Source organism: Leisingera daeponensis DSM 23529, from assembly GCF_000473145.1.
Taxonomy (GTDB): domain Bacteria; phylum Pseudomonadota; class Alphaproteobacteria; order Rhodobacterales; family Rhodobacteraceae; genus Leisingera; species Leisingera daeponensis.
The window spans coordinates 1-25,511 of sequence record NZ_KI421502.1 but is presented as its reverse complement, the minus strand read 5'-3'; the positions used below and the strand labels follow the sequence as shown (position 1 = coordinate 25,511).

25 protein-coding genes are annotated in these 25,511 nt (G+C 67.7%); 8 read left to right on the top strand and 17 right to left on the bottom strand.

Translation table 11 applies throughout. The features are described 5' to 3' along the window. Positions 1-73: 73 nt before the first annotated feature. From DAEP_RS0120280 to DAEP_RS0120270, 3 genes are read right to left on the bottom strand one after another with little or no spacing between them, the layout of a single operon-like run. On the bottom strand, positions 74-2,251 hold the full coding sequence (locus DAEP_RS0120280; RefSeq protein ID WP_027245978.1) for a xanthine dehydrogenase family protein molybdopterin-binding subunit: 2,178 nt from the start codon (positions 2,249-2,251) through the stop codon (positions 74-76). Between the two features lies 1 nt (position 2,252). Beyond that, positions 2,253-2,714: a (2Fe-2S)-binding protein gene (locus DAEP_RS0120275; RefSeq protein WP_008558188.1), complete on the bottom strand. Its 462-nt coding sequence runs from the start codon at positions 2,712-2,714 to the stop codon at positions 2,253-2,255. 34 nt (positions 2,715-2,748) lie between these two features. Beyond that, a complete protein-coding gene (locus DAEP_RS0120270) occupies positions 2,749-3,588 on the bottom strand; it encodes an SDR family NAD(P)-dependent oxidoreductase (protein WP_027245977.1) in 840 nt (279 codons plus the stop codon). Positions 3,589-3,790: 202 nt separating this feature from the next. On the opposite strand from DAEP_RS0120270, the gene DAEP_RS0120265 reads away from it, so the two are divergent. Beyond that, the gene (locus tag DAEP_RS0120265; RefSeq protein WP_027245976.1) at positions 3,791-4,681 is read left to right on the top strand and encodes an AraC family transcriptional regulator; all 891 of its coding nucleotides are present in this window, start codon (positions 3,791-3,793) and stop codon (positions 4,679-4,681) included. Positions 4,682-4,718: 37 nt separating this feature from the next. On the opposite strand, the gene DAEP_RS0120260 is transcribed toward DAEP_RS0120265, so the two are convergent. The 7 genes from DAEP_RS0120260 to DAEP_RS0120240 form a co-directional block, all read right to left on the bottom strand. Beyond that, the gene (locus DAEP_RS0120260; protein WP_027245975.1) at positions 4,719-6,104 is read right to left on the bottom strand and encodes an aldehyde dehydrogenase family protein; all 1,386 of its coding nucleotides are present in this window, start codon (positions 6,102-6,104) and stop codon (positions 4,719-4,721) included. Then, positions 6,101-7,774, bottom strand: coding sequence for an acetolactate synthase large subunit (locus tag DAEP_RS0120255; RefSeq protein ID WP_027245974.1), 1,674 nt, complete (start codon positions 7,772-7,774; stop codon positions 6,101-6,103). Before DAEP_RS0120255 ends, DAEP_RS0120260 begins: the two co-directional genes overlap by 4 nt. A gap of 34 nt (positions 7,775-7,808) precedes the next feature. After that, entirely contained in the window at positions 7,809-9,317 is a 1,509-nt protein-coding gene (locus DAEP_RS0120250) for an FMN-binding glutamate synthase family protein (RefSeq protein ID WP_027245973.1), read from the bottom strand. A gap of 293 nt (positions 9,318-9,610) precedes the next feature. Then, the gene (locus tag DAEP_RS23745; protein WP_161787075.1) at positions 9,611-9,862 is read right to left on the bottom strand and encodes a RidA family protein; all 252 of its coding nucleotides are present in this window, start codon (positions 9,860-9,862) and stop codon (positions 9,611-9,613) included. A 32-nt stretch (positions 9,863-9,894) separates the two neighbouring features. Further along, on the bottom strand, positions 9,895-10,827 hold the full coding sequence (locus tag DAEP_RS24425; protein WP_483804900.1) for a 2Fe-2S iron-sulfur cluster-binding protein: 933 nt from the start codon (positions 10,825-10,827) through the stop codon (positions 9,895-9,897). Positions 10,828-10,835: 8 nt separating this feature from the next. After that, entirely contained in the window at positions 10,836-11,834 is a 999-nt protein-coding gene (locus DAEP_RS24420; protein WP_051337534.1) for a pyridoxamine 5'-phosphate oxidase family protein, read from the bottom strand. Between the two features lie 75 nt (positions 11,835-11,909). Then, positions 11,910-12,530, bottom strand: a complete 621-nt coding sequence (locus tag DAEP_RS0120240) for a glutathione S-transferase family protein (RefSeq protein ID WP_027245972.1) — start codon at positions 12,528-12,530, stop codon at positions 11,910-11,912. A gap of 128 nt (positions 12,531-12,658) precedes the next feature. Between DAEP_RS0120240 and DAEP_RS0120235 the strand changes: the two genes are divergently transcribed. The 7 genes from DAEP_RS0120235 (at position 12,659) to DAEP_RS0120205 (ending at position 20,750) form a co-directional block, all read left to right on the top strand. Further along, positions 12,659-13,561, top strand: a complete 903-nt coding sequence (locus DAEP_RS0120235) for a LysR family transcriptional regulator (protein ID WP_245595140.1) — start codon at positions 12,659-12,661, stop codon at positions 13,559-13,561. 326 nt (positions 13,562-13,887) lie between these two features. Further along, positions 13,888-15,024, top strand: coding sequence for an ABC transporter substrate-binding protein (locus DAEP_RS0120230; RefSeq protein WP_027245971.1), 1,137 nt, complete (start codon positions 13,888-13,890; stop codon positions 15,022-15,024). A gap of 73 nt (positions 15,025-15,097) precedes the next feature. After that, positions 15,098-16,018 (top strand): branched-chain amino acid ABC transporter permease, encoded by a 921-nt coding sequence (locus DAEP_RS0120225; protein ID WP_008558238.1) that lies wholly within the window; start codon positions 15,098-15,100, stop codon positions 16,016-16,018. Further along, positions 16,015-17,004: a branched-chain amino acid ABC transporter permease gene (locus tag DAEP_RS0120220; RefSeq protein WP_036761513.1), complete on the top strand. Its 990-nt coding sequence runs from the start codon at positions 16,015-16,017 to the stop codon at positions 17,002-17,004. Before DAEP_RS0120225 ends, DAEP_RS0120220 begins: the two co-directional genes overlap by 4 nt. Next, positions 16,997-17,752, top strand: coding sequence for an ABC transporter ATP-binding protein (locus tag DAEP_RS0120215; RefSeq protein WP_027245969.1), 756 nt, complete (start codon positions 16,997-16,999; stop codon positions 17,750-17,752). The genes DAEP_RS0120220 and DAEP_RS0120215 overlap by 8 nt, the downstream gene beginning before the upstream one ends. Then, positions 17,749-18,438 (top strand): ABC transporter ATP-binding protein, encoded by a 690-nt coding sequence (locus DAEP_RS0120210; protein WP_027245968.1) that lies wholly within the window; start codon positions 17,749-17,751, stop codon positions 18,436-18,438. Before DAEP_RS0120215 ends, DAEP_RS0120210 begins: the two co-directional genes overlap by 4 nt. A 212-nt stretch (positions 18,439-18,650) precedes the next feature. Beyond that, positions 18,651-20,750 (top strand): TonB-dependent siderophore receptor, encoded by a 2,100-nt coding sequence (locus DAEP_RS0120205; protein WP_027245967.1) that lies wholly within the window; start codon positions 18,651-18,653, stop codon positions 20,748-20,750. A gap of 88 nt (positions 20,751-20,838) precedes the next feature. On the opposite strand, the gene DAEP_RS0120200 is transcribed toward DAEP_RS0120205, so the two are convergent. From DAEP_RS0120200 to DAEP_RS23090, 7 genes are all read right to left on the bottom strand, one after another. Next, positions 20,839-21,669, bottom strand: coding sequence for a TonB family protein (locus DAEP_RS0120200; protein WP_027245966.1), 831 nt, complete (start codon positions 21,667-21,669; stop codon positions 20,839-20,841). Next, complete coding sequence (locus DAEP_RS0120195) at positions 21,666-22,049, bottom strand: ExbD/TolR family protein (RefSeq protein ID WP_027245965.1); 384 nt, start codon at positions 22,047-22,049, stop codon at positions 21,666-21,668. The genes DAEP_RS0120200 and DAEP_RS0120195 overlap by 4 nt, the downstream gene beginning before the upstream one ends. Before the next feature lie 10 nt (positions 22,050-22,059). After that, a complete protein-coding gene (locus DAEP_RS0120190; protein WP_027245964.1) occupies positions 22,060-22,437 on the bottom strand; it encodes an ExbD/TolR family protein in 378 nt (125 codons plus the stop codon). A 4-nt stretch (positions 22,438-22,441) separates the two neighbouring features. Then, complete coding sequence (locus DAEP_RS0120185; RefSeq protein ID WP_027245963.1) at positions 22,442-23,392, bottom strand: MotA/TolQ/ExbB proton channel family protein; 951 nt, start codon at positions 23,390-23,392, stop codon at positions 22,442-22,444. After that, a complete protein-coding gene (locus DAEP_RS0120180) occupies positions 23,389-24,441 on the bottom strand; it encodes a siderophore-interacting protein (RefSeq protein WP_027245962.1) in 1,053 nt (350 codons plus the stop codon). Before DAEP_RS0120180 ends, DAEP_RS0120185 begins: the two co-directional genes overlap by 4 nt. An 11-nt stretch (positions 24,442-24,452) precedes the next feature. After that, positions 24,453-25,235 carry an ABC transporter ATP-binding protein gene (locus tag DAEP_RS0120175; RefSeq protein WP_027245961.1) on the bottom strand — a complete coding sequence of 261 codons (783 nt, stop codon included), beginning with the start codon at positions 25,233-25,235 and terminating at the stop codon, positions 24,453-24,455. Next, positions 25,235-25,511 (bottom strand): iron chelate uptake ABC transporter family permease subunit (locus DAEP_RS23090; RefSeq protein ID WP_036761509.1); only part of this gene is annotated, 277 nt, incomplete at its 5' end. The genes DAEP_RS0120175 and DAEP_RS23090, both read right to left, overlap by 1 nt.

Here is a 25,511-nt window from a genome sequence, read left to right as displayed (position 1 = left end):
GACGTGGGTCTAAAATCTTGTATTTAAAACGGATTTCCCCGCACCGGACTCCTTGTCCGGCGCGGGGAGAGGCTCAGGCGAAGCTGACGCCGTTGAGGTTCATCGGCAGCTCTGTCACTCGCGGGCCGTTCGCCGCGATGGCATTGGCCAGCGCCGGGGCCGCGGGCGGGGTGCCGGGCTCGCCAACCCCCGTGGGCATCTCGGCGGAGGGCACGATATGCACCTCGATGGCGCCGATGTCACCGATCCGCAGCGGCTCGTAATCGGGGAAGTTGAACTGGTCCACGACGCCCTCGGTCAGGGTGATCTGGTTGCGCATCGCATGGCCCAGGCCGTAGCCGATGCCGCCCTCCATCTGCGCCTTGATCACATCCGGGTTGACGGCGATGCCGCAGTCAACCGCGCAGGTGACTTTCTCGATCTGCACCCCGTCATCGGCAGTGCCGGAGATCTCCACCACCTCGGCCACATAGCTGCCAAAGCTCTTGTGGACAGCGATGCCCTGGCTGCGGCCCTCCGGCGCGCTGCCCCAGCCGCCCTTGTCCGCGGCCAGTTTCAGCACCCCTGCCAGCCGCTGCTGATCCTCGCCGCCGCCCTCCAGCAGGGCAAGGCGGAAGTCCACCGGATCGCGGCCTGCGGCGCGGGCGGCGGCGTCCATCATGACCTCCATCACATAGGCGGTATGGGTGTGCCCGACGGAGCGCCACCACAGCACCGGGGTCGCCTTGGCCACGTCGCTGAGGCCGGTGAACTGCCCCGGTATCCTGTAGGGGGTGTCCGCCGCGCCCTCGACCGAGCTGTGATCGACGCCGCCGTGCACCATCATGCTCTCGAACGCGGTGCCTTTCAGGATCGACTGCGCGGCGATGCGGTGGTCCCAGCCGGTGATATTGCCCTCTGCGTCCAGACCAACCCGCACCCGGTGCGCCACCGCGGGGCGGTAATAGCCGCCGGTGATGTCATCCTCGCGCGACCAGACCAGTTTGACCGGGCGGGTGCGGTCGGTCAGGGCAAAGGCCAGCGCCGCCTCCACCTGGTAATCCGCCGTGGGCGTGGCGCGGCGGCCGAAGGAGCCGCCGGCAAACATGGTGTTGATGCGCACCTTGTCCATCGGCAGCTGGAAGATCTGCGCCAGCGCCATATGCGGCCCGCTGGGGAACTGGCAGCCGTCGTGCAGGGTGACGCCGCCGTCCGCGCCGGCTTCGATGGTGCAGGTGAGCGGCTCCATCGGCGCGTGCGCCAGCAGCGGGAAGTAGAAGGTCTGCTCCACCACCTGCGCCGCGCCCTCGATCTGCTCCGTGGTGGCGGCGTGGTCCGCGCCGGTCACGTTGAATTCCGGCTCCGCGTTCACCGCGGCCAGAAGTTCCTCGCGGATCTGGTCCGAGCTGCGGCTTTCGGCGTTTGAGAAATCCCAGTCCGCGGTGATCGCGTCGCGGGCCTGGAACGCGGCCCAGGTGTTCTCGGCATAGACTGCGACGCCCGCCTGGTTGGGCAGGACGGCGGCGCGGATGTAGCCTTTGACCGCCTTGGCACCGGTATCGTCAAACCCGTTGGCCAGCCCGCCCATCCGCGGACTGCGGAGGATGACGGCAACCATCTGGTTTGGCAGGTGCAGGTCCATGGCAAACTTCGCGGTGCCATTGGTCTTGGGCAGCGAGTCCTTGCGCTTCACCTGCGGGTTGCCGATCAGGCGGAATTCGCTGGGATCCTTCAGCCGCGGCTCTGCCGGGGCCTCCATCTGCGCGGCGGCGGCGACGAAATCCGCAATCGGCGCCTCCTGGCCTGCGCCCGTGATGCGGCCGTCTTCAAGGGTCAGCGCTGCCGCGTCTGCGCCCCAGGCCTCGGCAGCGGCCTGGATCAGCATCTCGCGCGCGGCGGCCCCGGCCTGGCGGTACTGCATAAAGGAGTTGGCCATCGCGGTGGAGCCGCCGGTGCCCTGCATCTGCCCGAACGCCAGGTTGGCATAGCGCGCGGCATCTGAGGGGGCGAATTCGTAACGAATGTCCTCCATCGAAACGCCCAGCTCCTCGGCGATCAGGGTGGTGAGGCCGGTGGCCGGGCCCTGGCCCTTCTCGAAGTGCTTGATAATGGCGGTGACGGTGCCGTCGGCGCTGATCTTCACAAACGGGTTCAGATGCGCAGGCGCGGCGCCTGCCGCCAGCGCGCCGTTCGGCCGGACGCCGACATAGAGGACCGCGGCAGCGGCGGCGGCGGACGCGAGGAAACCGCGGCGGGAGGTGGTGAGGGTCATATCAGGCCTCCATCATTTCGGATGCGCGCTGGATCGCGGCGCGGATGCGCTGGTAGGTTGCGCAGCGGCAGACGTTGCCGTTCATGTAATCGTCGATCTCCTCGACCGTCGGCTTGGGGTTTTCGCTCAGCAGGCCCACGGCGGACATGATCTGGCCCGACTGGCAGTAGCCGCACTGCACCACGTCCAGCTCCACCCAGGCGTCCTGCACGGCCTTGGACACCTTGGAGTCCAGCCCTTCGATGGTGGTGATCTCGGCGCCTTCGGCGTCCTCGACATAGGTCTGGCAGGAGCGCACGGGCTCGCCGTCCAGATGCACGGTGCAGGCGCCGCAGGCGGCCACGCCGCAGCCGAACTTGGTGCCGGTGAGCTTCAGTTCATCGCGGATCACCCACAGCAGCGGGGTGCCGGGGTCGGCCTCGACCTGATGCGTCTGGCCGTTGAGTTTCAATGAAATTGCCATGGCTGAGGGGTCTCCCTTGGCTGTAATTTACGGGTCAGGATTTTTCGAAACCGGCAAAGGCGTCCGCGTAATCGGGATGCCAGCGCGACAGGGCCGGGCGGTTTTCCAGGATGTCGCCCAGGGCCCAGGCGACCCGGCGCTGGTCGCGCTCGGGGGTCACGTCGTTGTCGGGGCAGAGGATATAGAAATCGCCCGCTGCCATGCGGGTCAGCAGATGGTCCACCGTCTGCGCCGAGGTCCAGGCGGCGGCGGGTTTTTCCGGCATGAAGCTGGCGATCATGCCGGTATAGGTGAAGCCGGGCACGAACAGATGCGCGCTGATTGGCGCTTCCGCCTGGCGCAGATCATGGGCCAGCATCTCTGTCAGCACCTTCACGGCCGCCTTGGAGACATTGTATCCCGGATTGCCCGGCGGCGTGGTGATGCCCTGTTTGGAGCCGGTGTTGACCACTGCCGCGGGGCGCGCGGCGGCGATCATCCGCGGCAGAAAGGCCTGCACGCCGTTCAGCACGCCGAACAGGTTCACCTCGATCATCGCGCGCCAGGCGTCGGGGTTTTCCCAGCTGCCGGAGGGGCGGGCGATGCCCGCGTTGTTCATCAGCACCGCCACCTCGCCCGCATCAAAGGCCGCGTCGGCCAGCGCCGCGAGGCCCTGCGCCTTGCTGACGTCGGTTGCAACCGCCAGCACCGGCGCGTTCGCCGCGGCCAGGCTGCGCAAGCGCTCTGCCGCCTGGTCCAGCGCCTCGCCCGGCAGGTCGGCCAGAACCACCCCCAGCCCGGCCTGGGCAAAGCGTTCGGCGGCCGCGAAACCAACCCCGCTGGCGCCGCCGGTCACCACTGCCAGGCCGCCTGCTGCAACTGCGTCTGTGTACATGAAATGTCCTCCCGCAAGTGTTGTGCTGCCAGGGCCTGCCGCCGCCCCGGCTGTGCTGTTTGCAGCAAAAGGTAGGGCGCGCGCGGCGGATTGCCTTGCCTGATCCTCCGGATGATCTGCCTGATCCTCCGGAGCGCCGGGATTTACGGTTCTGCCGCGGCGGCCCCGCGCCTATAGTCAGGGCGGAACAGGAGGTGCGCCGATGGTGCCGCAGGATCTGATTGACGAGGTTGCCGCCTTTGTCCGCGCCAAGGGCACGCCGGAGGAGGGCTGCGAGACCGGGGTGGACGGGCTGCTGGCCTTTTGCCGCGAGACCCCGAGCGCGTTTCAGGCGATGGTCTATGAGCCGGTCATGTGCCTGGTGCTGCAGGGCGCCAAGGAGGCGCATCTGGACGACCGGGTGATCCGCTATGGCGCGGGCATGTCGCTGATCGTCAGCCATGCGCTGCCGGTGACGGCGGGGGTGATCGAGGCCGCGCCGGACAGGCCCTATGTCTCGCTGGTGCTGCGGCTGGACCTGGCCACCGCGCGCAGCCTGTATGATCTGGCCGGCGCGGCGCAAGGGCAGCAGCGGGGCACCCATTCGATGAGCGTGGCGGACAGCGATGCGGCGCTGACCGATGCCATGGCGCGGCTGTTCCGGCTGTCCCGGGACCCGGCGGAGGTGCAGGCGCTGGCGCCGCTGGTGCTGCGGGAGATCCATTTCCGGCTGCTGCGCGCCCAGCACGGCGGGATGCTGCGGCAACTGCTGCTGCACGAAAGCCCGGCGAGCCGGATTTCCAAGGCGATTGCGCTGATCCGCGCGGGGTATAAGGCGCCGATTGCGGTGGCGGAGCTGGCCGCCGCGGCAGGGATGAGCCAATCGACCTTTCACGAGCATTTCAAGACGCTCACCTCCACCACGCCGCTGCAGTACCAGAAGGAGCTGCGCCTGCTGGAGGCGCGGCGCCTGCTGATGAGCGGCGGCCGGTCGGTGGCCTCGGCGGCCTATGACGTGGGCTATGAAAGCCCGACTCAGTTCAGCCGTGAATATGCCCGCAAGTTCGGCCTCCCGCCGCGGGACGAAAAACCGGCCCCGGCGGCCGCGTCCTAGGCGGGCCTGGAACAGCCCCGCCTGGCGCATCCCAGTGTCAGAGCCGGATCACCGCCATCTTGTCCTGGGTCATGTCATGCATTGTGTAGCCGATGCCGCCGGTGTTGTAGCCGGACTGGCGGCGGCCGGCGAAGGGCATCCAGTCGACCCGGAAGGCGGTGTGGTCGTTGACCATGACCGCGGTGGCATCCAGTCCGCGCACCGCCTGCATCGCGGTGTCCAGGCTTTGGGTGAAAACCGCGGCCTGGAAGGCATAGGGCAGGCTGTTGGCGGTCGCGATGGCCTGCGGAATGCTGCCGGTGCTGTAGACGCAGATCACCGGGCCGAAGATCTCCTGCTGCGAGACGCGGGCGTCCGCGGGCGGGTCCAGCAGCACGGTGGGGGCATAGGTGGTCTCGCCCAGCCGCTTGCCGCCCGCCAGCACCCTGGCGCCGCCGTCAACAGCTTCCTGCACCCAGTCCTCCACCCGGTCGACCTCGGCGGGGCGGATCAGCGGGCCGCAATCGACGCTGGGGTCGGTGGCGTCGCCCACCTTCAGCGCCTGTGCCGCCTCCGCCAGTTTCTGCGCGATCTCTTCGGCCTTGGCGGCGGGGGCAAAGACGCGCTGGACCGAGACGCAGACCTGGCCGGAGTGGTAGAAGCCGCCCTTGGCCAGCAGCGGGATCATCGCGTCGATCCCGGCATCCTCTGCCACGATCACCGGCGCGGCGCCGCCGTGTTCCAGGGCGCAGCGGGTGCCGGGGGCGAGCTTGGAGCGCAGCATCCAGCCGACGCGGGCGGAGCCGATGAAGGAGAAGAAGCCCGCGCGCGGGTCGGTGATCATCCTCTCCGCCACCGCGTTGGAGCAGACCACATCGCGGCACCAGTCCTGCGGCAGCCCGGCTTCGTGCAGGATGCCGACAAAGGCCCGGCACGACAGCGGCGTGTCCTGTGCGGGCTTCACGATCACCGGGCAGCCGGTGGCAACGGCGGGCGCGACCTGATGCACGATCAGGTTCAAGGGGTGGTTGAAGGCGCTGGCGGCCACGACCACCCCGATCGGCTCGCGCTGGGTAAAGGCGATGCGGCCCGATCCGGCCTCGGTCAGGTCCATCGGGATTTCCCTGCCCGTCATCTGTCCGGTCTCATGCACGCACAGCTCCACCCCGCCGATGGCGCGGGTGACCTCGACCTTGGCGTCGGCCAGGGGCTTGCCGCCCTCGCTGGCGATCAAGAGGGCCAGCTCGTCAAAGCGGTCCTCCATCAGCCGGGCGGTTTTCTTGAGGATATCGATACGCTGATAGGCGGGCAGCCACCCGTCGCGGTTGCGGAACAGCCCGTGCGCGGTGTCCAGCATGGCGTCGATCCGGTCCCAGTCGCTGGTCTCGACCGTGCCGATAGGTTCCAGGCTGAACGGGTTCACAACCTCTATGGTTTCGCTCATATCAGGCAGACCTTGCTGGCCAGTTCCTCGATCAGCACACGCTGGTTTTCGCTGTAGTCGACCGGCACGTCGATCAGATGCACGCCGCCTGCGTCAAAGGCCTTCCGGAACGTGGGCAGCAGGTCTTCGGTACGCTCGATCCGGTGGCCGGTGGCGCCGTAGCTGCCGGCGTACTGGACGAAATCGGGGTTGTTGAATTCCAGTCCCCAGTCGCCGAAGCCTGCGTGCGCCTGTTTCCAGCGGATCATGCCATAGGCGCTGTCGTTCAGCACCGTCACAACCAGGTTGAGGCCGAGACGGACAGCGGTTTCCATCTCCTGGCTGTTCATCATGAAGCCGCCGTCGCCGCAGATCGCCATCACCCGGCGGTCCGGGTTCAGCTTGGCCGCCATCATCGCCGAGGGCAGGCCCGCGCCCATGGTCGCCAGCGCGTTGTCCAGCAACACGGTGTTCGGCTGATAGGCCTTGTAGTTGCGGGCGTACCACAGCTTGTAGATGCCGTTGTCCAGCGCGATGATATCGCATTCGTCCATCACTTTGCGGGTGTCGGCGACCAGCCGCTGCGGGATCACCGGGAAGCGCGGATCGTCGGCGCCTTCGGAGATGTGCTCGTCGGCCTCCCGCTTGACGCGCTCGAAATAGCTGCGGTCGAAATCCAGCGGGCCGCCCAGGATCTGTCCCAGCCGGGTGATCGACTGGGCAAGATCGCCAACCACCTCCAGCTGCGGGAAATAGACCCGGTCCACCTGCGCCGCCTTGTAGTTCACATGGATCACCCTGGTGCCGCCTTCCTCCATGAAGAAGGGCGGTTTTTCGACGACGTCGTGGCCGACGTTGATGATCAGATCGGCGCGGTCGATGGCGCAGTGCAGATAATCGCCGTCCGACAGCGCCGCGGTGCCCAGAAACAGGTCCGAGCGTTCGTCGACCACGCCCTTGCCCATCTGGGTATTGAAGAAGGGGATCTGGATCTGATCGGTGAAATCGCACAGGGCGGAGCGTGCCTTGCGCCGGTTGGCCCCGGCCCCGACCAGCAGCAGCGGCATCCTGGCGGCCCGGATCATCTCTGCCGCCTCGTTCAGCACCGCGTCGCCCGCCACCGCGTAATGGCGCGGGTGGGGCTGCAGGACGGAAGCATCGGTGTCTTCGGCGGCGATATCCTCGGGCAGTTCCAGCAGAACCGCGCCGGGGCGTTCCTCCTCGGCGGTGCGGAAGGCCTCGCGGATCAGGGCCGGGATGGTGTTGCCGTGGACGATCTGCTTGGACATCTTGCAGATCGGGTCGAACAGGTTGACGATGTCGATGATCTGGAACCGGCCCTGTTTCGATTTCTTGATCGGCTTCTGCCCGGTGATCATGATCAGCGGCATCGCCCCCAGATGCGCATAGGCGGCGGCGGTGGCCAGGTTGGTGGCGCCGGGGCCAAGCGTCGCCATGCACACCCCCGCCTTGCCGGTCAGGCGGCCATAGGTTGCCGCCATGAATCCCGCGCCCTGCTCGTGGCGGGTCAGCACCAGTTCGATGCTGGAGGTGCGCAGGGATTCCAGCAGGTCGAGGTTCTCCTCGCCGGGGACGGCAAAGATGTATTCGACGCCTTCCCGCTCCAGCGCGGCAACAAGCAGATCGGAGGCTTTGGACGGAGCGGAAGCGGGGGAGTGAGAGTCGGGCATGGGGGTCTCCTGCAGGAGTGATGGCTTGGGGGCCTTATTGCGCGGCGTGCTGCTGTTCCGGCGTCGGATACAGCTCGTCCATCGAGACGGAGCGGCCGGTATCCAGCACGATGCGCGCATGGTAGCGTTTCAAGAGCCGCGGCTCTGACACGCCGCAGCTGTGGGCGATGATGCCGACTTCCTTTTTCATGTTGCGGGCATAATAGGCGACCCGTTCCGATTTGCTGGCCGGGTCGAGGCCGAATTGCAGCCTGCGGTCGTGGGTGGTGATGCCGGTGGGGCAGGTGTTCTTGTTGCACTGCAGCGCCTGGATGCAGCCGAGCGCAAACATGAAGCCGCGGGCGGAGTTGACGAAATCGGCCCCGGCGCAGAACGCCCAGGCGACCTCTGACGGGTTGACCAGCTTGCCGCTGGCGCAGACCTTGATGCGGTCGCGCAGGCCATAGCGGATCAGGGTGTCGACGGCCAGCGGCAGGCTTTCGCGCAGAGGCATCCCCATGTTGTCGATCAGGCTCATCGGGGCGGCGCCGGTGCCGCCGTCGGCGCTGTCGATGGTGATGAAATCCGGGGCGCTTTCGATGCCGCGGGACAGGACCTCCTGGCAGATGCCCTCGATAAAGCCATGGGCGCCCAGCACCGCCTTGAACCCCACCGGCTTGCCGGTCACCTCGCGAACATAGGCAATCATGTCCAGCAGGTCGCCGACACAGCCGATTTCCGGGTGGCGGTTTGGGCTGATCGCGTCCTCGCCGGGGGTGAGGCCGCGGATGGCGGCGATTTCCGGAGTCACCTTGGCGCCGGGCAGGATGCCGCCCTTGCCGGGCTTGGCGCCCTGGCTGAGCTTCAGTTCGAACATGCGGACGGTGTCATGCGCGGCCACCGCGCGCAGCTTGTCCTCGTCAAAGCCGCCTTCGGGCTTGCGGACGCCGAACTTGCCGGTGCCGATCTGGAACACGAGGTCGCAGCCGCCTTCCAGATGGTAGGGCGACAAGCCGCCCTCGCCGGTGTTGAGCCAGATGCCGGCCTTTTTGGCGCCGGCCGACAGCGCCCGCACCGCGGGCACCGAAATCGCGCCATAGCTCATGCCGGAGATGTTGAAGATCGAGCTGGTGGTGTAGGGGTGGCGGGCATGGGGGCCGATGGTGATTTCGGCCGGGGGCGAGGCCTCATGCGACAGCGACGGGAACGGGCAATTGGCGAAATAGACGGTGCCGGGCCGCCGCAGATCGCGGGTGGAGCCGAAGGCGATCGTGGAATCCACATTCTTGGCGGCGCGGTAGACCCAGGAGCGTTCGGCGCGGTTGAACGGCATCTCCTCGCGGTCGAGGGCAAAGAAATACTGCCGGAAAAACTCGCCCAGATGCTCAAACAGATAGCGGAAGCGGGCAATCACCGGATAGTTGCGCCGCAGGGTGCTGTCGGTCTGGGTCTTGTCGCGGATATACAGAACGATCAGCCACAACAGGCCCGCCCCGATGGCGAAGATGAAGGCGTAGGACAGGAATTCAAGCAGCGCCAGGAGGGTACTGGATATCTGGGACATGTTCTCCATCGCTCCTTCAGGGGCTTGGCGGTGCGGCTGGCTCCGCGCGCCCGGCTTATGCCGTTACAGAATGCGCATTGGCCGCAGGTATTGCATTCACGGGCCGATCACTTCCTCAGGAGCCGCGCCGGCGGCGGGGAGGAGGGCAGGCTGCCCGCAGGGCCGGAGTCCCCGCAGGATAACGGCTGGCAGGCCTGTTTGGTTCCCCCGCAGCGCGCGCGTGGCTCCTGTTGGCGATACTGCGCCAGCGGGGCGAAAGTTGTCCAGCCTGCGGGGACAGGCCGCCACTCGGATCAGATGCTTGGCCGGATACGGAAAACCGCTTCGATCTCGACCGCCGCGTTTGCGGGCAGGCTTGGGCTGCGGGCAGCAAACCGCACGTGATTTGCTGTCTCAGGCCCCAACGCCTCAACCATAAAGTCCGATGCACCGTTCACGACCTTTGGATGGCCGGAAAAGTCCGGGACCGAATTCACGAAAGCGCCCAGCTTTATCAGCCGTTCTATCTTATCAAGATCGCCGAGGGCGGCTTTGGCACGGGCCAAGATACCTATACCGCAGCAGCGTGCGGACGGGCTTACAGGTCCAGTTCAATCGTGCCCGCTGCCGGGACGGCGCAGCAGATCAGGGCGCTGCCCTCCTCTGGCGCGGCGGCGGGCGGGGTGCGGTAGGCAACCGTGCCTGCCGCCAGCCGGGTGGCGCAGCTGCCGCAATCGCCCGCGCGGCAGCTGAAGTCCGGCGTCAGCCCGTGGCGTTCGGCCAGCTCCAGCAGGGTGCCGTCCGCCGGGGTCCAGGGCTGTTCAAAACCTGATTTTTTGAAGCGGACAATGGCGCTGGCGGCTTCGGCAGGGGTGTTTTCGGGGCGCGCAGCGTCAGTGGCGCGTGTCAGCGCGGAGGGGCCAAAGGCCTCGGCATGGATGTCTGCGTCCTTTAAGCCAAGGCTGAGCAGACCGTCATAGGCCGCCTGCATGAAGCCGGCCGGGCCGCAGAGGTACACATCGGCGTCCGCCTGCGGCAGCGCTTGTTTCAGGACGTCTGCGCTGAGCCGTCCGGCATGGTCGAAATCACGGCCTGCCGCCTCCCCCGCAGCAGGCGCGCTGATCAGAGAGACATAGCGGAGCTGCCCGCCGGAGGCCTGCTCCAGGCTGCGGAACTCACGGGCAAATGCGCGCTCCTGAGTGGTGCGGGCCGCGTGCAGGATGGTCAGCGGGCGCAGGTGCCGGGTGCGAACCCCCTCGCGCAGGGCATGGCGCGCCATGGCGATCATGGGGGTGATGCCGGCGCCGCCGGCGATCAGCACCGCCGGGCGCTCCGCTGCGGTGTCCAGAAAGTACGCGCCGCGCGGCGCCCTGGCCTCGATCACCGCGCCGGTTTGCAGATGGGCGTGCAGGTGGCGGGAGGCGGCGCCGGCCTCCTCGCGCTTGACCGAGAGGCGGTAATGGCCCTCGCCGGGGGCGCAGGACACGGTGTAGGTCCGCACCAGCGGCCTTTCCGCGCCCGGCGGCGTGATGCGGATCGTCAGGGATTGCCCGGCCTCAAACGGCAGCAGCGGGCCTCCGCCTCTGCCCAGGTGCCGGTCATCAGCGTATTGGGCGAAAACGCACCGCGCTCGGCGCGCAGGGGCAGGATGCCCTCCAGCCAGGTGCCCTTGTGCAGGGTGAACCGCCAGCCGCGCTCAGCCCCCTGGAAGGCGGTGACTTCGGGGTGCGTTTCGTCCAGCAGTTCAACGGTGCCGGTGAGCAGCAGCAGGCTGCCGGTGGTGAAGTCCGGGAACACCAGCCCCGCGCGCGGGTTCAGCAGGAAATTTCCCAGCGTGTTGAAGTAGTTGTTGCCCGGGAAGTCAGGGATGGTCAGGCGGTTGCCGTCGATGCGGACAAAGCCGGGCCGCCCGCCGCGGTGCGAGACATCGACGCCTTCGCGCTCCGGGCGGCTGGCAGCGGGGATGTGGCTGGCGGCAAAGAACATGTCGGCTCCGGCGATCAGCGCGGTGTGGCTGCTGCCAAGCGCGGTGAAGTGCTGCGGCTGTGCAGGGGCAAGCTGTTCAGCCGGTTGCAGGCCGCGCAGCTGGATGTACTGCGGGCAATTGCCGAAGGACTGGTCGACGCGCAGGGTAAAGCCATCGGGACCGGCGGCAGCCACCCGCCCGTTGACCCGGTTGCGGCGGCGGCTGTGCAGCTCGATCCCGAGCAATCCAACCGCGGCCCCTTCGCGGATCGCCGCCTGCACCGGATCGCGGGGATCCGGCGTCAGCGCGATATCCAGGTGCTGCGGGTCCGGCGAGGCGGCGAAACCGGGCGGGCCGCTCAGCAGGCTGGCCCAGGGCCAGCCTTCGCTGTCCACGGCACCTGCTGCCAGGAACGGCAGCTGGGCATAGAACAGCCGGTGCTGGTCGGGCATGAAGCTGCGGATCACCCGGCGGCCGAAGGTCTCCACCCTCTCGCGCTTGCCCGCACGGCGCTGCATTTCCTGTTCGCCTTCGTGGAAGGGGGAGGGGGTGTTTGCATCGAGGGGGGTCATGGAAACCTCCTGCTGCCTGAGAGGGGGGCGCGGCGGTCCCTGAGGAGGCCGCCGCGCGCTGAGGTGAAGGCGCGATCAGACTGCCAGCCCGGCCTTGGTGGCGGGCATCGGCTTGAAGCCCTTCAGCCCTTCGATATTGGCCAGCAGGGCGCGCACGTTGGGGTAGGGCTCCAGCGAGATGCCGCCTTCGGGCGCGTGGGCGACGTAGGAATAGATCGCCGCGTCGGCGATGGTGGGGGCGTCCCCGACCAGGAAGGAGCGGCCCTCCATATGGGCGTCGATCTTGCCCAGCACGCGGGCCGCCACGGTGGCGCAGAACGCAGCATCGAGCGGCGCATTGAAGATGTTGATCAGCCGCGCCGCCGCCGGGCCAAAGGCGATCTCGCCCGCGGCCAGGGTCAGGAACTTCTGCACCTCGGCCTCCTGCACCGGGTCGGAAGGCAGCCAGGAGGGGGCGTACTTGCGGGCGAGGTAGACCAGAATGGCGTTGGAATCGCTGATAACGGTGCCGCCGTCCTCGATCACCGGCACCTGGCCTGCGGGGTTCAGCGCCAGGAACGGCGGCTGCTTGTGCTCGCCCGCGGCAAGGTCGACGGTGACCACCTCATGGGCGATCCCGGCGAGGCAGGCGAACAGTTCCACCCGGTGGGAATGACCGGACAGGGGGAAGCCGTGAATGCGGAGGGTCTGGGGCATGTCTGTGGTCCTTTTGCATGGCATGTGCCGCGGGGTTGCGACGGCACCCGGAAGATACACGGCCTGAATATTGGCGATAATATCCCTCGTTGTGGAATGATTATGTACACTGCATTCATAAAATGGCGATGGGAGCACCCGCGATGGACAAGCTGGACTGTATGCGCACCTTTGCCGCGGTGGCGGCGCAAAGCTCCTTTACCGGCGGCGCCCGGCAGATGGGGATCAGCACCAAGCTGGCCAGCAAATACGTCGCCCGGCTGGAGGAGCAGCTGGGCGCGCAGCTGCTCAACCGCACCACCCGCAAGGTGACGCTGACCGACACCGGGCGGGCCTATCTGGAGCGCTGCCTGCCGCTCTTGGATCAGTTCGACGAGCTGGAGGACGTGGTGCAGCTCCGCCAGCAGGAGCTGGCGGGCCCGGTCCGCATCACCGCGCCCACCGGCCTCGGCAGCCGCGAGCTGGTGGAGGCGCTGCACCCCTTCCAGCAGGCGCACCCCAAGGTCACGGTCGAGCTGGTGCTGTCCGACCGCCACCTGCCGATTCTGGAGGAGGGGGTGGACCTGGCGGTCCGCTTTGGCGCGCTGAAGGATTCGACGCTGGTGGCGCGCAAGCTGTGCAGCATGCGCCGGGTGGTGGTGGCCTCGCCGGAGTATTTGGCAGCGCATGGCGAGCCTGCCGGACCGGAGGCGCTGGCGGCTCGCAACTGCCTGCTGCTCACCTCCGCGCCGCAGCCGGAGGCCTGGGCGTTCGGCCGCGGCAGCGGGGCGCGCACCATCACTGTGGGCGGCAGCTTCCGGGCCAACTCGCCGCGGGCGGTGGCGCATATGGCGGCCCATGGCCTGGGCATTGCCCGTTGCCCGCATTACACCGCGCTGCCGTTTCTGCGGGACGGCAGGCTGCAAGTGCTTTTCGAAAAACAGGAAACCGATCCGGTCACGCTTTATGCGGTGTATCCCCCCAGCCGCCATCTGACGGCACGGATCCGGGCCTTGATCGACCATCTGGCGGCCTTCTTCGCGCCAGCCTGACCCGTGCGCCCGGCACCGGGAAATCCCCGTTGTTTCATCTTTCCCCAAATACTCCGGGGAGCGCGAGGGGCCGGCCCCTCGCCTGTGCCGCTGCCGCATTTGAACGGCCTGCGGACAAATAGGGCAACAATATTTCCCTACATATTTTATGCTTGAAATAATAATCCAAGCCTGCGTAGGCTCATCCCAAGGGCTGGCGCGAGATCAGCCGGGGAGATGCGGGCTTTTGCCGGTCTTGGCTGCTGCCGGGGCGGCGGTAAAGCCGCAAGCATTTGATCAAGAACCCAGGCCCGAGGGCCGGGGCACATTCTGGGAGGAAAGACGTAATGAAGACCATTCGGATGCTCGCCATGGCAGCGGCGGTTCCGGCGCTGGCGGCCGCGGCCCAGGCCGACACCAAGATCGGCATGATCACCACCCTGTCCGGCGGCGGCGCGGGGCTGGGCGTGGATGTGCGCGACGGTTTCATGCTGGCGATCGAACAGGACGGCCGCGAGGGCGTCGAGGTGGTGATCGAGGACGATCAGCGCAAGCCCGAAGCGGCGGTGCAGATTGCCGACCGGATGATCCAGTCCGAGAAGGTGGACATCATGACCGGCATCATCTGGTCGAACCTGGCGATGGCGGTGGTGCCCGCCGCAACCGCGCAGGGCGTGTTCTACCTGTCGCCGAACGCTGGCCCCTCGGCGCTGGCGGGCAAGCGCTGCCATCCGAATTATTTCAACGTCGCCTGGCAGAACGACAACCTGCACGAGGCCGCGGGCGCCTACGCCAATGAGGCGGGGCTGAAGAACAGCTTCATCCTGGCGCCGAACTATCCGGCGGGGCAGGACGCGCTGACCGGCTACAAGCGGATGTACGAGGGCGCGCTGGCCGGTGAGATCTACACCCAGCTCGGCCAGACCGACTATGCCGCAGAGATCGCGCAGATCCGGGCGTCGGGTGCTGACTCGGTCTATTTCTTCCTGCCCGGCGGCATGGGGATTTCCTTCCTCAAGCAGTATGCGGGCAGCGGCGTCGGCCTGCCGGTGGTCGGCCCTGCGTTCTCCTTCGATCAGGGCATCCTGCAGGCGGTGGGCGATGCCGCGCTGGGGGTGAAGAACACCTCGCAGTGGAACAAGGACATCGACAATGAGGCGAACGCCGCCTTCGTCGCCTCCTTCCAGGAAAAATACGGCCGCCTGCCGTCGCTTTACGCCAGCCAGGGCTTTGACACCGCCAACCTGATCCTGAGCGCGCTGGACAAGGCGGAGCCTGCCGATCAGGACGCCTTCCGGGCGGCGCTGAAGGCGGCAGATTTTGCCTCCGTGCGCGGCAGCTTCAAGTTCGGGGACAACCATCACCCGATCCAGGACATTTACGTCCGCGAAGTGATCAAGGAAGGCGATGTATATACCAACAAGATCATCGCCACCGGCCTGAAAGACCACGCCGACGCCTATGGCGGCGAGTGCAAGATGTAAGCTAAGCGCTTGAGCGGAGACGCCTTTTGCGGCGTCTCCGCAAGCGGTCAAGCTTCCCCGCGGAAATCCGAAAATGACTTATATTCTTGTTCTGGAGCAGATCCTGAATGGGCTCCAGCTCGGGGTGATGCTGTTCCTGATGGCAGCCGGGCTGACGCTGGTGTTCGGGGTGATGGGGCTGATCAACCTCGCCCATGGCTCGCTTTACATGGTGGGCGCCTTTGCAGCGGCTGCCGTTGCGGGCTGGACCGGGTCGTTCCTGCTGGCGCTGATCGCCAGCCTTGCCGCTGCGGCGGCTGCCGGCGCGCTGATGGAGCTGGTGGTGATCCGGCGCCTCTACCGGCGCGACCATCTGGACCAAGTGCTGGCGACCTTCGCGCTGATCCTGATCTTTTCCGAGGGCACCCGCTGGCTGTTCGGCTCCTTCCCGCTGTTTCTGGATGTGCCGTCCTACCTCTCCGGGCCGGTGAGCCTGCCGGGCGGCATTGAATATCCGCTCTACCGGCTGACCATCATCCTGATCGGATTGGGCATTGCCGCCGGGCTGTTCCTGCTGATCGCCCGCACCCGCATCGGCATCCAGATCCGCGCAGGCGAGGCCGACCGGGAGATGATTGCGGCGCTTGGCGTTGATATCTCGAAACTCTACACGCTGGTCTTTGCCCTGGGCGCGGCGCTGGCCGGGCTGGCGGGCGCGCTGGTCGGCGCGATCCAGTCGGTGCAGGTCGGCATGGGCGAGCCTGTGCTGATCCTCGCCTTTGTGGTGATCGTCATTGGCGGTATCGGCTCCATCAAGGGCGCGCTGGCGGGTGCGCTCTTGGTGGGGATGACCGACACCCTGGGCGGCGTGTTCCTGCCGAAGCTGTTTGCGCTGTTCCTGGACCCGGCCAGCGCGGCCTCTGCCGGGGCGTCGCTGGCGTCGATGCTGATCTATATCCTGATGGCGGCAATCCTGCTGGTGCGCCCCTCTGGCCTTTATGGAGGGAGCGCATGATGCTGACGCGCGAGAGCCTGCTTAATTGGGCGATGATTGCGGCGCTGCTGATCGTGCCGCTGGCGGCGTGGTCGCTGGATGAGCCGTTCATCATCACGCTCGCCACCAAGGCCGCGATCCTGGCGCTGGCCGGGGTTGGGCTGAACATTGCCCTCGGCCTTGGCGGGCTGATCAGCCTGGGCCATGCGGCATTTTTCGGGATCGGCGGCTATGCCATGGGCATCCTGGCCGCCCATGCCCAGAATTATGAGCCGCTGTTTGAATGGCCGTTTCTGTTCGAGGGCAGCAACCAGATGCCGCTGATCTGGCTGGTGGCGGTGGTCTTCAGCGCGCTGGCCGCACTGGTGATCGGGGCACTGTCCTTGCGCACCTCGGGCGTCTATTTCATCATGATCACGCTCGCATTCGGCCAGATGCTCTATTACTTCGCGATCAGCTGGAGCGCTTATGGCGGCGAGGACGGGCTGTCGATCTGGGTGCGCAATGAATTTCCGGGCCTCAACACCCTTGATCCGATCCAGTTCTTTGCCATTGCCTATGTGATCCTGTGCCTGGCGCTGTTTTTTGCCGCCCGGCTGGCGCGCTCTCCTTTCGGGCTGGCGCTGGCGGCGGCGCGGCAGAACGAGGACCGGGTGCAGGCGGTGGGGCTTACGCCCTTCACCCTGCGGCTGACGGCATTCGTGATTTCCGGCGCCATCACCGGGCTGGCGGGGGCGCTGTTTGCGGACCTCAACCGCTTTGTCAGCCCGACCATGCTGAGCTGGCACACCAGCGGCGAAATCATGATCTTTGTGATCCTGGGCGGGGTCGGGCGGCTGTACGGGCCGGTTGCGGGTGCGGCGCTGTATATCATTCTGGAGCACCTGTTGGGCGGCATCAGCGATTACTGGCAGATTTTCCTGGGCGTGCTCTTGCTGCTGATCGTGCTGTTTGCCCGCGGCGGGCTGATCGGGGCGCTGGCAGGACGGGAGAAGGCGCATGGCTGAGGCGGTTCTGAGGGCACAAGGCCTGAGCAAGAGCTATGGCGCGCTGCAGGCCAGCAAAGATGTCTCGCTGGACCTGCGGCCCGGTGAAATCCACGCGCTGATCGGGCCGAACGGGGCGGGTAAATCCACCCTGATCAAGCAGATCGCGGGCAATATCGCGCCGGACAGCGGACGGGTGGAACTGCTGGGCCGCGACGTGACCGCGCTGGACACGGTGGCGCGGGCGCGGATGGGGCTGGGGCGGACGTTCCAGATCTCGGCGCTGGCGATGGAATACACGGTCTTGCAGAACGCGGTGCTGGGGGCGCTTGGCGGGCGGGGCAGGCCGTTCCATTTTTTCCGCAACGTGATGAAGGACCCGGAGCTGCTGGAGCAGGCGCGCGACGCGCTGGAGCGGGTGGGGCTGACGGATGATGCAAACCGCCGCACCGCCGACCTGTCGCATGGCCAGCGCCGCCAGCTGGAGGTGGCGGTGGCGCTGACGCTGAGGCCCAGGCTGTTCCTGATGGATGAGCCGATGGCGGGGCTGGGTGCGGCCGGGTCCAAGGCGCTGACAGGGTTCCTGGACGGATTGCGGCAGGAGGCGCCGATCCTGCTGGTGGAACATGACATGGACGCGGTCTTTGCGCTCGCGGACCGGATCAGCGTGCTGGTCTACGGCCAGATCATCGCCACCGGCACCGCGGATGAGATCCGCGCCAACGCCGAGGTGCGCCGCGCCTATCTGGGAGAGGAGGACGCCGCATGACCCTGCTGACCTTACGGGGCGTCGAGGCCTCTTACGGCCCGGCGCAGGCCTTGTTCGGCGTCGGTCTGGAGATCGGCGAGGGCGAGGTGGTGGCGCTGATGGGCCGCAACGGGATGGGCAAATCCACCACCATCAAGACCATCTGCGGGATGCTGGCACCCTCCAAGGGGGAGCTGCGGTTTGACGGCCATGACCTGCGCCAGATGCCGTCCTACAAGATCGCGCGGCTGGGGGTCGGGCTGGTGCCCGAGGGGCGGCGCTGCTTTGCGCCGCTGACGGTGGAGGAGAATCTGATTGCCGCGGCCCGGCCCGGACCTTGGGACATGCGGCGGGTGGCAGAGCTGTTCCCGCGGCTGGAGGAACGGCGGACGCAGACCGCCGGGTCGCTGTCCGGCGGTGAGCAGCAGATGCTGACCATCGGCCGCGCCCTGATGACCAACCCGCGCCTGCTGATCCTGGATGAAGCGACCGAAGGCCTGGCGCCGGTGGTGCGGCAGGAGATCTGGGCTGCGATCGGGTGGCTCAAGCGGGAGGCGGGGCTGGCCATTCTGGTGGTGGACAAATCGCTGCGGGAGCTGTCGGCCATCGCCGACCGCGCGGTGATCCTCAACAAGGGCAGCAACGCCTGGGGCGGCAGTATCGGCGATTTGCCGGCAGAGGTGGCGGACCGCTATCTGGGGGTGTGAGGCGGCGCGCGCCTCAAGGGCGCGCACGGGCTGCAAAGGTGATGCATTTTTGCAAGTTTTGAACCTTGGGAACTGCTGTTCCCGGCAACCCGCGCGCCTTTGGCCCGGCGGGCGGCGATTGGCGCTTGACCCCGCGCCTGATCCTTACTAGCCCGCAGTTACCCAGCAATACGTCAGGCAGAAATTGCAACCGCACATAGCGGAGATGGGACATGATTCTGCGACGTACTGCTGCGTCAGCTTGCGCCCTGCTGGCAGCCATGCCGGCACTGGCCGAAGTTGTCGAGCTTGAACAAATCAACGTAAACCAGCACAGCGGCGAGGGCTTCTTTGGCGAAAGCGTCTCGCTGGAGACCGGCACCATTGCCAAGACCGGCGACCCGATTGCACAAACGCCGCGGTCGGTGACGGTTGTGACCGCCCAGGAAATCGCCGCGCGCGGCGCTCAGAACGTGGAGCAGGCGCTGCAATACTCCGCGGGCATCGTCGGCGGCCAGTGGGGGCTGGACAACCGCTCCGACTGGTATCTGGTCCGCGGCTTCAGGGCCAGCACGCTGCATGACGGGCTGCCCGCCCGCTATGGGTTCTATAATGACACCAAGCCTGAGCCATTCCTGCTGAACAGCGTCGAAGTGCTGAAAGGGCCGGCCTCCGGGCTTTATGGCAGCGGCTCGGTCGGCGGGGTGGTGAACACCACCTCGAAAACCGCGGCACAGGACGCTGAAAACCTGCTGCAACTGCAGTTGGGGTCGCATGACCGCAAGCAGGTTGCCGCGGATGTGAGCGGTGATCTGAACGCAAGCGGCACCCTGCGCTACCGTTTCGCCGGGGTGCTGCGGGACGCGGAAACCCAGGTCGATCATTCGCAGGACGATGTGCTGGCGCTGGCGCCGTCCATCACCTGGCAGCCCAATGCGGATACCGAGCTGACGGTGCTGGCCAACTATCAGGAAAACAACGGCAGCCCGCTGATCCAGTTCGCCTCCATCTATGGCACGCTGCTGCCCGCGACGGGGTTCGGAAATGGCGATTTCCTCCCGAACAGCGTCTTTGTTGGCGAGCCGGGGTTTGACCGGTTCGACAGCGAGCAGCGCGCCATCACCGCGATGTTCAAGCACCGGTTCAACCCGGTCTGGAGCCTGAACGCCAACGCGCGCTATCTGGAGGCCGAAGCGCTGTACCAGCACGCCTGGTGGGCCTTCGACAACACCGGCACCGGCCGGTACAATCCGGACGGCACCATCAACCGCACCTTCTACCGCGCGGAAAACAAGCTGAAGACCTGGGCGATAGACGCCTATGCTACCGCGGAATATGCGGCTGGCGGCTTTGACATGCGGACCTTTGCCGGGGTCAGCTACAGCCGCGGGCATTATGACAGCGATAGCGGTTATGGCGCCCAGGTTGGCCCCATCGACCCGTTCAACCCCGTCTATGCGGGTTATCCGTCGATCACCGTGGCCGACACGCCCGGCACCTCGATCACCGAGGCCGGCGCCTATGTGCAGCATCGCGCGGTCTATGACGACCGGCTGTTCATTGATCTGGGCCTGCGCTACGGCGACATCGAAACCGGGCCGAGCACGGGCAGCTTCGGTGCCACGAGCATCGCCGCCAAGGACAGCGAGTGGACCGGCAATGCCGCGGTGATGTACCGGTTTAGCAACGGTCTGGCCCCCTACGTCAGCTATGCCGAAAGCTTCCGCCAGGATGCGATCGGCACCGATGCGGCGGGCAACCCGTTTGAGCCGACCCGGGGCGAGCAGGTTGAAATCGGGGTGAAATACCAGCCGCCTGGCACCGATACGCTGCTGACGGCGGCAGTGTTCGACCTGACCAAATCGAACCTGTCGGTGGCCGATCCGGGCAACCCGGGCTTTCAGGTGCAAACGGGCGAAGCCTCCGCCAGGGGGCTGGAGCTGGAGGCGTACCACCGCTTCGGCGATCTGACGGTTGATGCCGCCTATACCTATCTCGATACCGAGGATGCGGAGGGCGACTACATCGCCCAGGTGCCCAAGAACGCGGCGTCGCTGTGGCTGAACTACGCACCGCTGGAGGGCCGGCTGCAGGGTTGGACCCTGGGCGCCGGGGTCCGCTACAATGGCGAGGCCTGGGGCGGATCCAGCACCTATCTGACGCCGTCCTACACGCTGTACGACGCGGCGGTGTCTTATGGCCAGGACAACTGGCTGGTGTCGCTGAACCTGCGCAACCTGAGCGATGAGCGGTATGTCAGCACCTGTGCGGGCGGTGCCTGCTACTTTGGCGACGGGCGCAATGTGGCGCTGACGCTGACCACGAAGTTCTGAGCCGCCCCGCAGCGGTTCACGCAAGGAAAAGGCCCGCGCAAGGAGCGCGGGCCTTTTATTGTTTCGCGGACCGCAGCCGCAGCCGTGTTTATTTCGAGAAGGCCATGGGCAGGGTGAAGGTGAGCTGGCTGAGGCCGAGTTTTTGGGGCGCGGAGGGGAATGTCCCGGCGCGGGCGACCGCCTGCAGCGCCGCCTGGTCGAACGCGGCGCTGCCGGAGGATTTGGCAATCCGGTAATCCAGCAGCCGGCCGGAGCGGGACACGGTGATCCGCACCACCGCCACGCCGCTGCCGCTGGCACCCGCGGGGAACCGTTTGCGGCGTTCGATGCGGGCGCGGATCCTGGCGCCCCAGACCGCTTGCAGCTTGGCCTCTTGCCCGGCCTGGGCGGTGGCAGCGGCAGCGTTTCCGGCCTGCCCGGCCTGTGCACCGCCCCCTGATCCCGCCGCCCGCTGCCCGGCCCGGCTGGCCGCGGTCTGCTCGGCCTTGCGCGCCTGCCGCGGTTCGGGCACCGCCTTGGGACGGGGGGCTGGCTTGGCTGCGGTTTCCGGCTGTTTCTTGGGCGGCGGCGGGGCTGTGGCTGTCTCCACCTCCAGCGTGCCGGCGGGCGCGGGCCGGGCCAGCGCAATTTGCGCTGCTGCGCGCGGCGCCTGGGCCAGTTCGAATTGCGGCACTGCGGGGGCCGCCGGGACAGTTGGCGGCTGGCTCAGGTCCGGCTCAAGTTGCGGCATGTTCTGCGGCGGGCGCTGCCAGGCTTCCACCATTTCGGCAACGGCGGCATCGGCGGCCTGGACCGAAACCAGCGCCTCGCCGCCCGCGCCGCTCGACTGGGCGCCGGAACCGGGCGCGGCGGCAAACAGCGCAGCGTGGATCAGCGCGGCGATCCCGGCAAAGACGGTGAGCTCGGCGGCGCGTTTCATTGCGGGCGCACCGTTAGTTCGGCCCGGCTGAGCCCGGCGGCCGCCAGCCGCCGCAGGATCCGCGCCAGCGCCGCGGCTTCCAGCCCGGCATCGGCCCGCAGCTGCACCGCGGGGCTGCCTGCGCCGGCCGCGGCCAGCCGGGCAATCGCGGCCTCTCCTCCGGCGCCGTCAAAGTGCATCTGGCCTTGCGCATCAACGTAGAGCACAGCCTCCGCCGTGGCTTCGGTGTCCAGCGCGGCCTCGGGCGGGGTGACCTCGAACGGGTCCGGCTGGGCCAGACGCGAGGTCATCAGGAAGAAAATCAGCAGCAGGAACACCACGTTGATCATCGGCACGATGGATTCGGAGCGCGGGCGGCGGGGGGGATCGGTCAGGTCCATGCGCGCCGCCTCATTCCACCAGCACGAAGTTGGTGAACCCCGCCTGCCGCAGCAGCGCCGTCACATCGGTGAGGCGCTGCAGGCCGGCCTGGCCGCGCCCGCGCAGCACCAGCATGTCGCCGGGCGTCCGCATCAGCGGCGCCAGGGCCTGGGCCAGGTTGCTGTCCGCCACCGGCACGCCGTTGATGTCCAGGTTGTTCGGACCGATCCCGATCAGCCGCGGCGGGCCGGTGTAGGGGCCGCCCTGGCCGGCCAGCGGCAGGTCCAGCACCGCCTCCGTGCCAAAGCGCGAGGCCAGCATGAAGAACACCAAAAGCAGGAACACCACGTCGATCATCGGCGTCAGGCTCGGATTGCGGCGGGGTTTGGCGGGCAGGTCCAGCAGCATCGCGTCACTCGGCCGCCAGTTTCAGCTCTGCGGGCGCTGCCGCCAAGAACAGCCGGGTGGCGCTGTCTTCGATATCGCGGCGGATGCGGCTGATCACCGCCTCGAACCAGGTCAGCGCGGCGGAGGCCGGGATCGCCACTGCCATGCCCGCGGCGGTGGTCAGCAGCGCCTCCCAGATGCCGCCCGCCAGCAGGGCCGGATCGGCGCGCGCGCCTGCCGCCTGAAGCGCCTGAAAAGCGGCGATCATGCCCAGCACGGTGCCAAGCAGGCCCAGCAGCGGCGCGATGGTGGCAATCAGCTCCAGCGCGCCCAGCCCGGTGGCCGCGCTGCCGAGGTGCAGCTTGGCAACCCGGGCGGTTTCTTCGCGGGCGCGGTCCTCTGGCAGGGCGGCGAGGGCGGCCAGGGCCGCGGCCACCACCCGGGAGCGGATGCCGGTGCGGCCCTTGACGATGGCCATCGCGGTGCCGGTGTCGCCGCGTTCAAAGGCTTCCACCGCGCGGCCTGCCTTGCCGCGCGACCAGGCCCCGATCAGCGCCAGGCGCCAGATCTTCCACAGGATCAGCGCCAGGGTGATCACGGACAGCGCCGCAATCGCCCAGATCGACGGGCCGCCGTCGCGCAGGAAATTCAAGGCCTTGGCAGCCGTATCGCGGACGGTTTGCGCCAGCTCCTCCCGCCGGGGGAGCGGGTCTGCGGGCGGCAGCGGCTGTGCCGCCGGCGCATCATCGGCGGCTTCGGTTAGGGCAACGTCAGTGCCGGACGGGGCCACAGGCGCGGCGGCTGCCGGGACGTCCAATGCGGGTGCCGCTGGCGCGTCAGGCGAGGATGCCGCCGGGGCCTCGGCGGCGATCTGCGGCACCGGTGCCGCGGGCGAGTTCTGCGCGGCAGCCGGGGCTGCAAGCAGCGGGGCGGTCAGAAACACGGCGGCAAGGGCCGCCTGGGCGCGACGGGTCATGATTGGCTCCAATATGCGGCGATATAGCTGGTTCCGGGGGCGGGTTTGTCCTGCTGGAGGGCTGCGCGCAGGCGCTGCACCTCGGCCTTTTCGCAGGCAAACCACAGGAAATGGCCGGGCGCGCGTTTGCGTGCGGCCAGGGCGCGCTCTGCCAGGCTGTGCCCGCCATCGCGGCGCAGCCAGGTCAGGGAGACGCCTGCCGGGGCGGTCACCGGATAGCCGCAGTCCTTGCCGCCGGAGCTGAGCAGAACCGCCGCGCCCGCGCTGTCCCGCGGCAGGCTTTCCAGGATGCGGGCGGCGGCGGGCAGGGCGGTTTCGTCGGCGAACAGCAGGATGTTCGAGGTGTCCGGGACGCCGCCGCCGCCGGGGCCTGCAAGGACCAGCCGGTCCCCCGGAGTTGCGTTGCGCGCCCACTCGGTTGCCCGCCCTCCATCGTGCAGGAAGATGTCGAACTCCATCAGCCCGGCCTCATGGCTGATCCAGCGGGTGGTGTAGACCGGGCGGTGCAGCGCGGTCTCTCCCTTGGGCCAGACGGTGGCGCCGGTTTCCGACAGCCGGGGCCAGTCCGGCTCGGCACAGCCCGCGGGCGGCAGCAGCAGGCGGAAGTGGATGGCATCGTCCTGGAAACTGGCGAGGTCCGGGGATTTGACCCGGACGCGCAGGAAGGCGCTGCCGACCGGGGTGATCGACTGGACCGTGGTGAAATGGACATTGGGCGGCAGGCTGCCAGCGGCGGCGGCGCCGGGCCAGCGCAGGGCGGCGGAGGCACCGGGCCGGATCTCGTCCAGATGCGCGGCGATACCGTCCTTCAGCATGTGCAGCCGGTCCGGCAGGGCCGCCGAAACGCCGATCGCCGTGCCGCCGTTCCTTGCGCCAAAGCGGTAGTGGCCAAAGCCTGCGATCTCCACCGTGACGGCGGCGGCGCTGGCCTCGATCACCGGCAGCTCATGCTCCTGCGCCATTGCCAGGACGGCTTGGCGGACGTCCGGGAACGGCAGCATCGGCAGGTCGGTGTCCGCTTGCAGCGGAAAGGCGGGGCGGAGGGTCATGGCGGCCTCGTTCATTCGGGGATGATATGCGGGGTGCCGTGCAGCGGATCGGGGATGATCCGGCAGGGCAGCTGAAAGACGGAGTGCAGGACCGCTTCCGTGACCACTTCGGCAGGGGGGCCCTGGCAGAACACCCTCCCGTCCTTGAGCGCGATCATGTGGCTGGCAAAGCGGGCGGCCAGGTTGATGTCGTGCAGCACCATGGCCACGGTGCGCCCGGTTTCGCGGTTGAGCCGCTGCACCAGTTTCAGAAGCTCGATCTGATGCGGCAGGTCCAGATAGGTCGTCGGCTCGTCCAGCAGCAGGATGCCGGTTTCCTGCGCCAGCGCCATCGCGATCCACGCCCGCTGGCGCTGCCCGCCCGACAGCGCCTCCAGCGGTCTGCGGGCGTGCCCGGTCATTCTGGTGAGCTCCAGCGCCCGGGCAACCGCCGCCGCGTCCTGCCGCGACCATTGCCGCAGCGCCGATTGATAGGGGGTGCGGCCCTGCGCCACCAGGTCGCGCACCGTCAGCCCTTCGGGCGCTGCCGGGGTTTGCGGCAGGATCGCCAGCCGCCGGGCCACCGAGCGGCTGCTCTGCCGGTGGATCGCCTTGCCGTCCAGCACCGCCTGGCCGCGGCCGGCCGGCTGCAGCCGGGCGAGGGTTCTGAGCAGGGTGGATTTGCCGCAGGCGTTGGGGCCGACGATGGCGGTCAGCCCGCCATCGGGGATGGCGGCGGTCAGGCTGTCCAGCACGGGTGTTCCGGCATAACCGGCCGAGAGGTTCTCGGCGCGCAGGCGGGCGGTGTCAGGCATCAGAGCGTTCCTTTGCGGAAATGCGCCAGCAGCAGCCACAGCAGCACCGGGGCGCCGGTGAGCGCGGTAAAGACGCCGGCGGGCAGCTGCACCCCCGGCACCATGCGGGCGGCGGTGTCGGCCAGCAGGGTCATCAGGGCGCCGGCCGCGGCGGCGGCCAGCAGCGCAGGCTTGCCGGAGGGAACCAGGCGGCGGGCAATCGGCCCGGCGGCAAAGGCGACAAAGGGCAGGGGGCCCGCGGCGGTCACTGCAAGCGCGGTCAGCAGAATGCCGGCA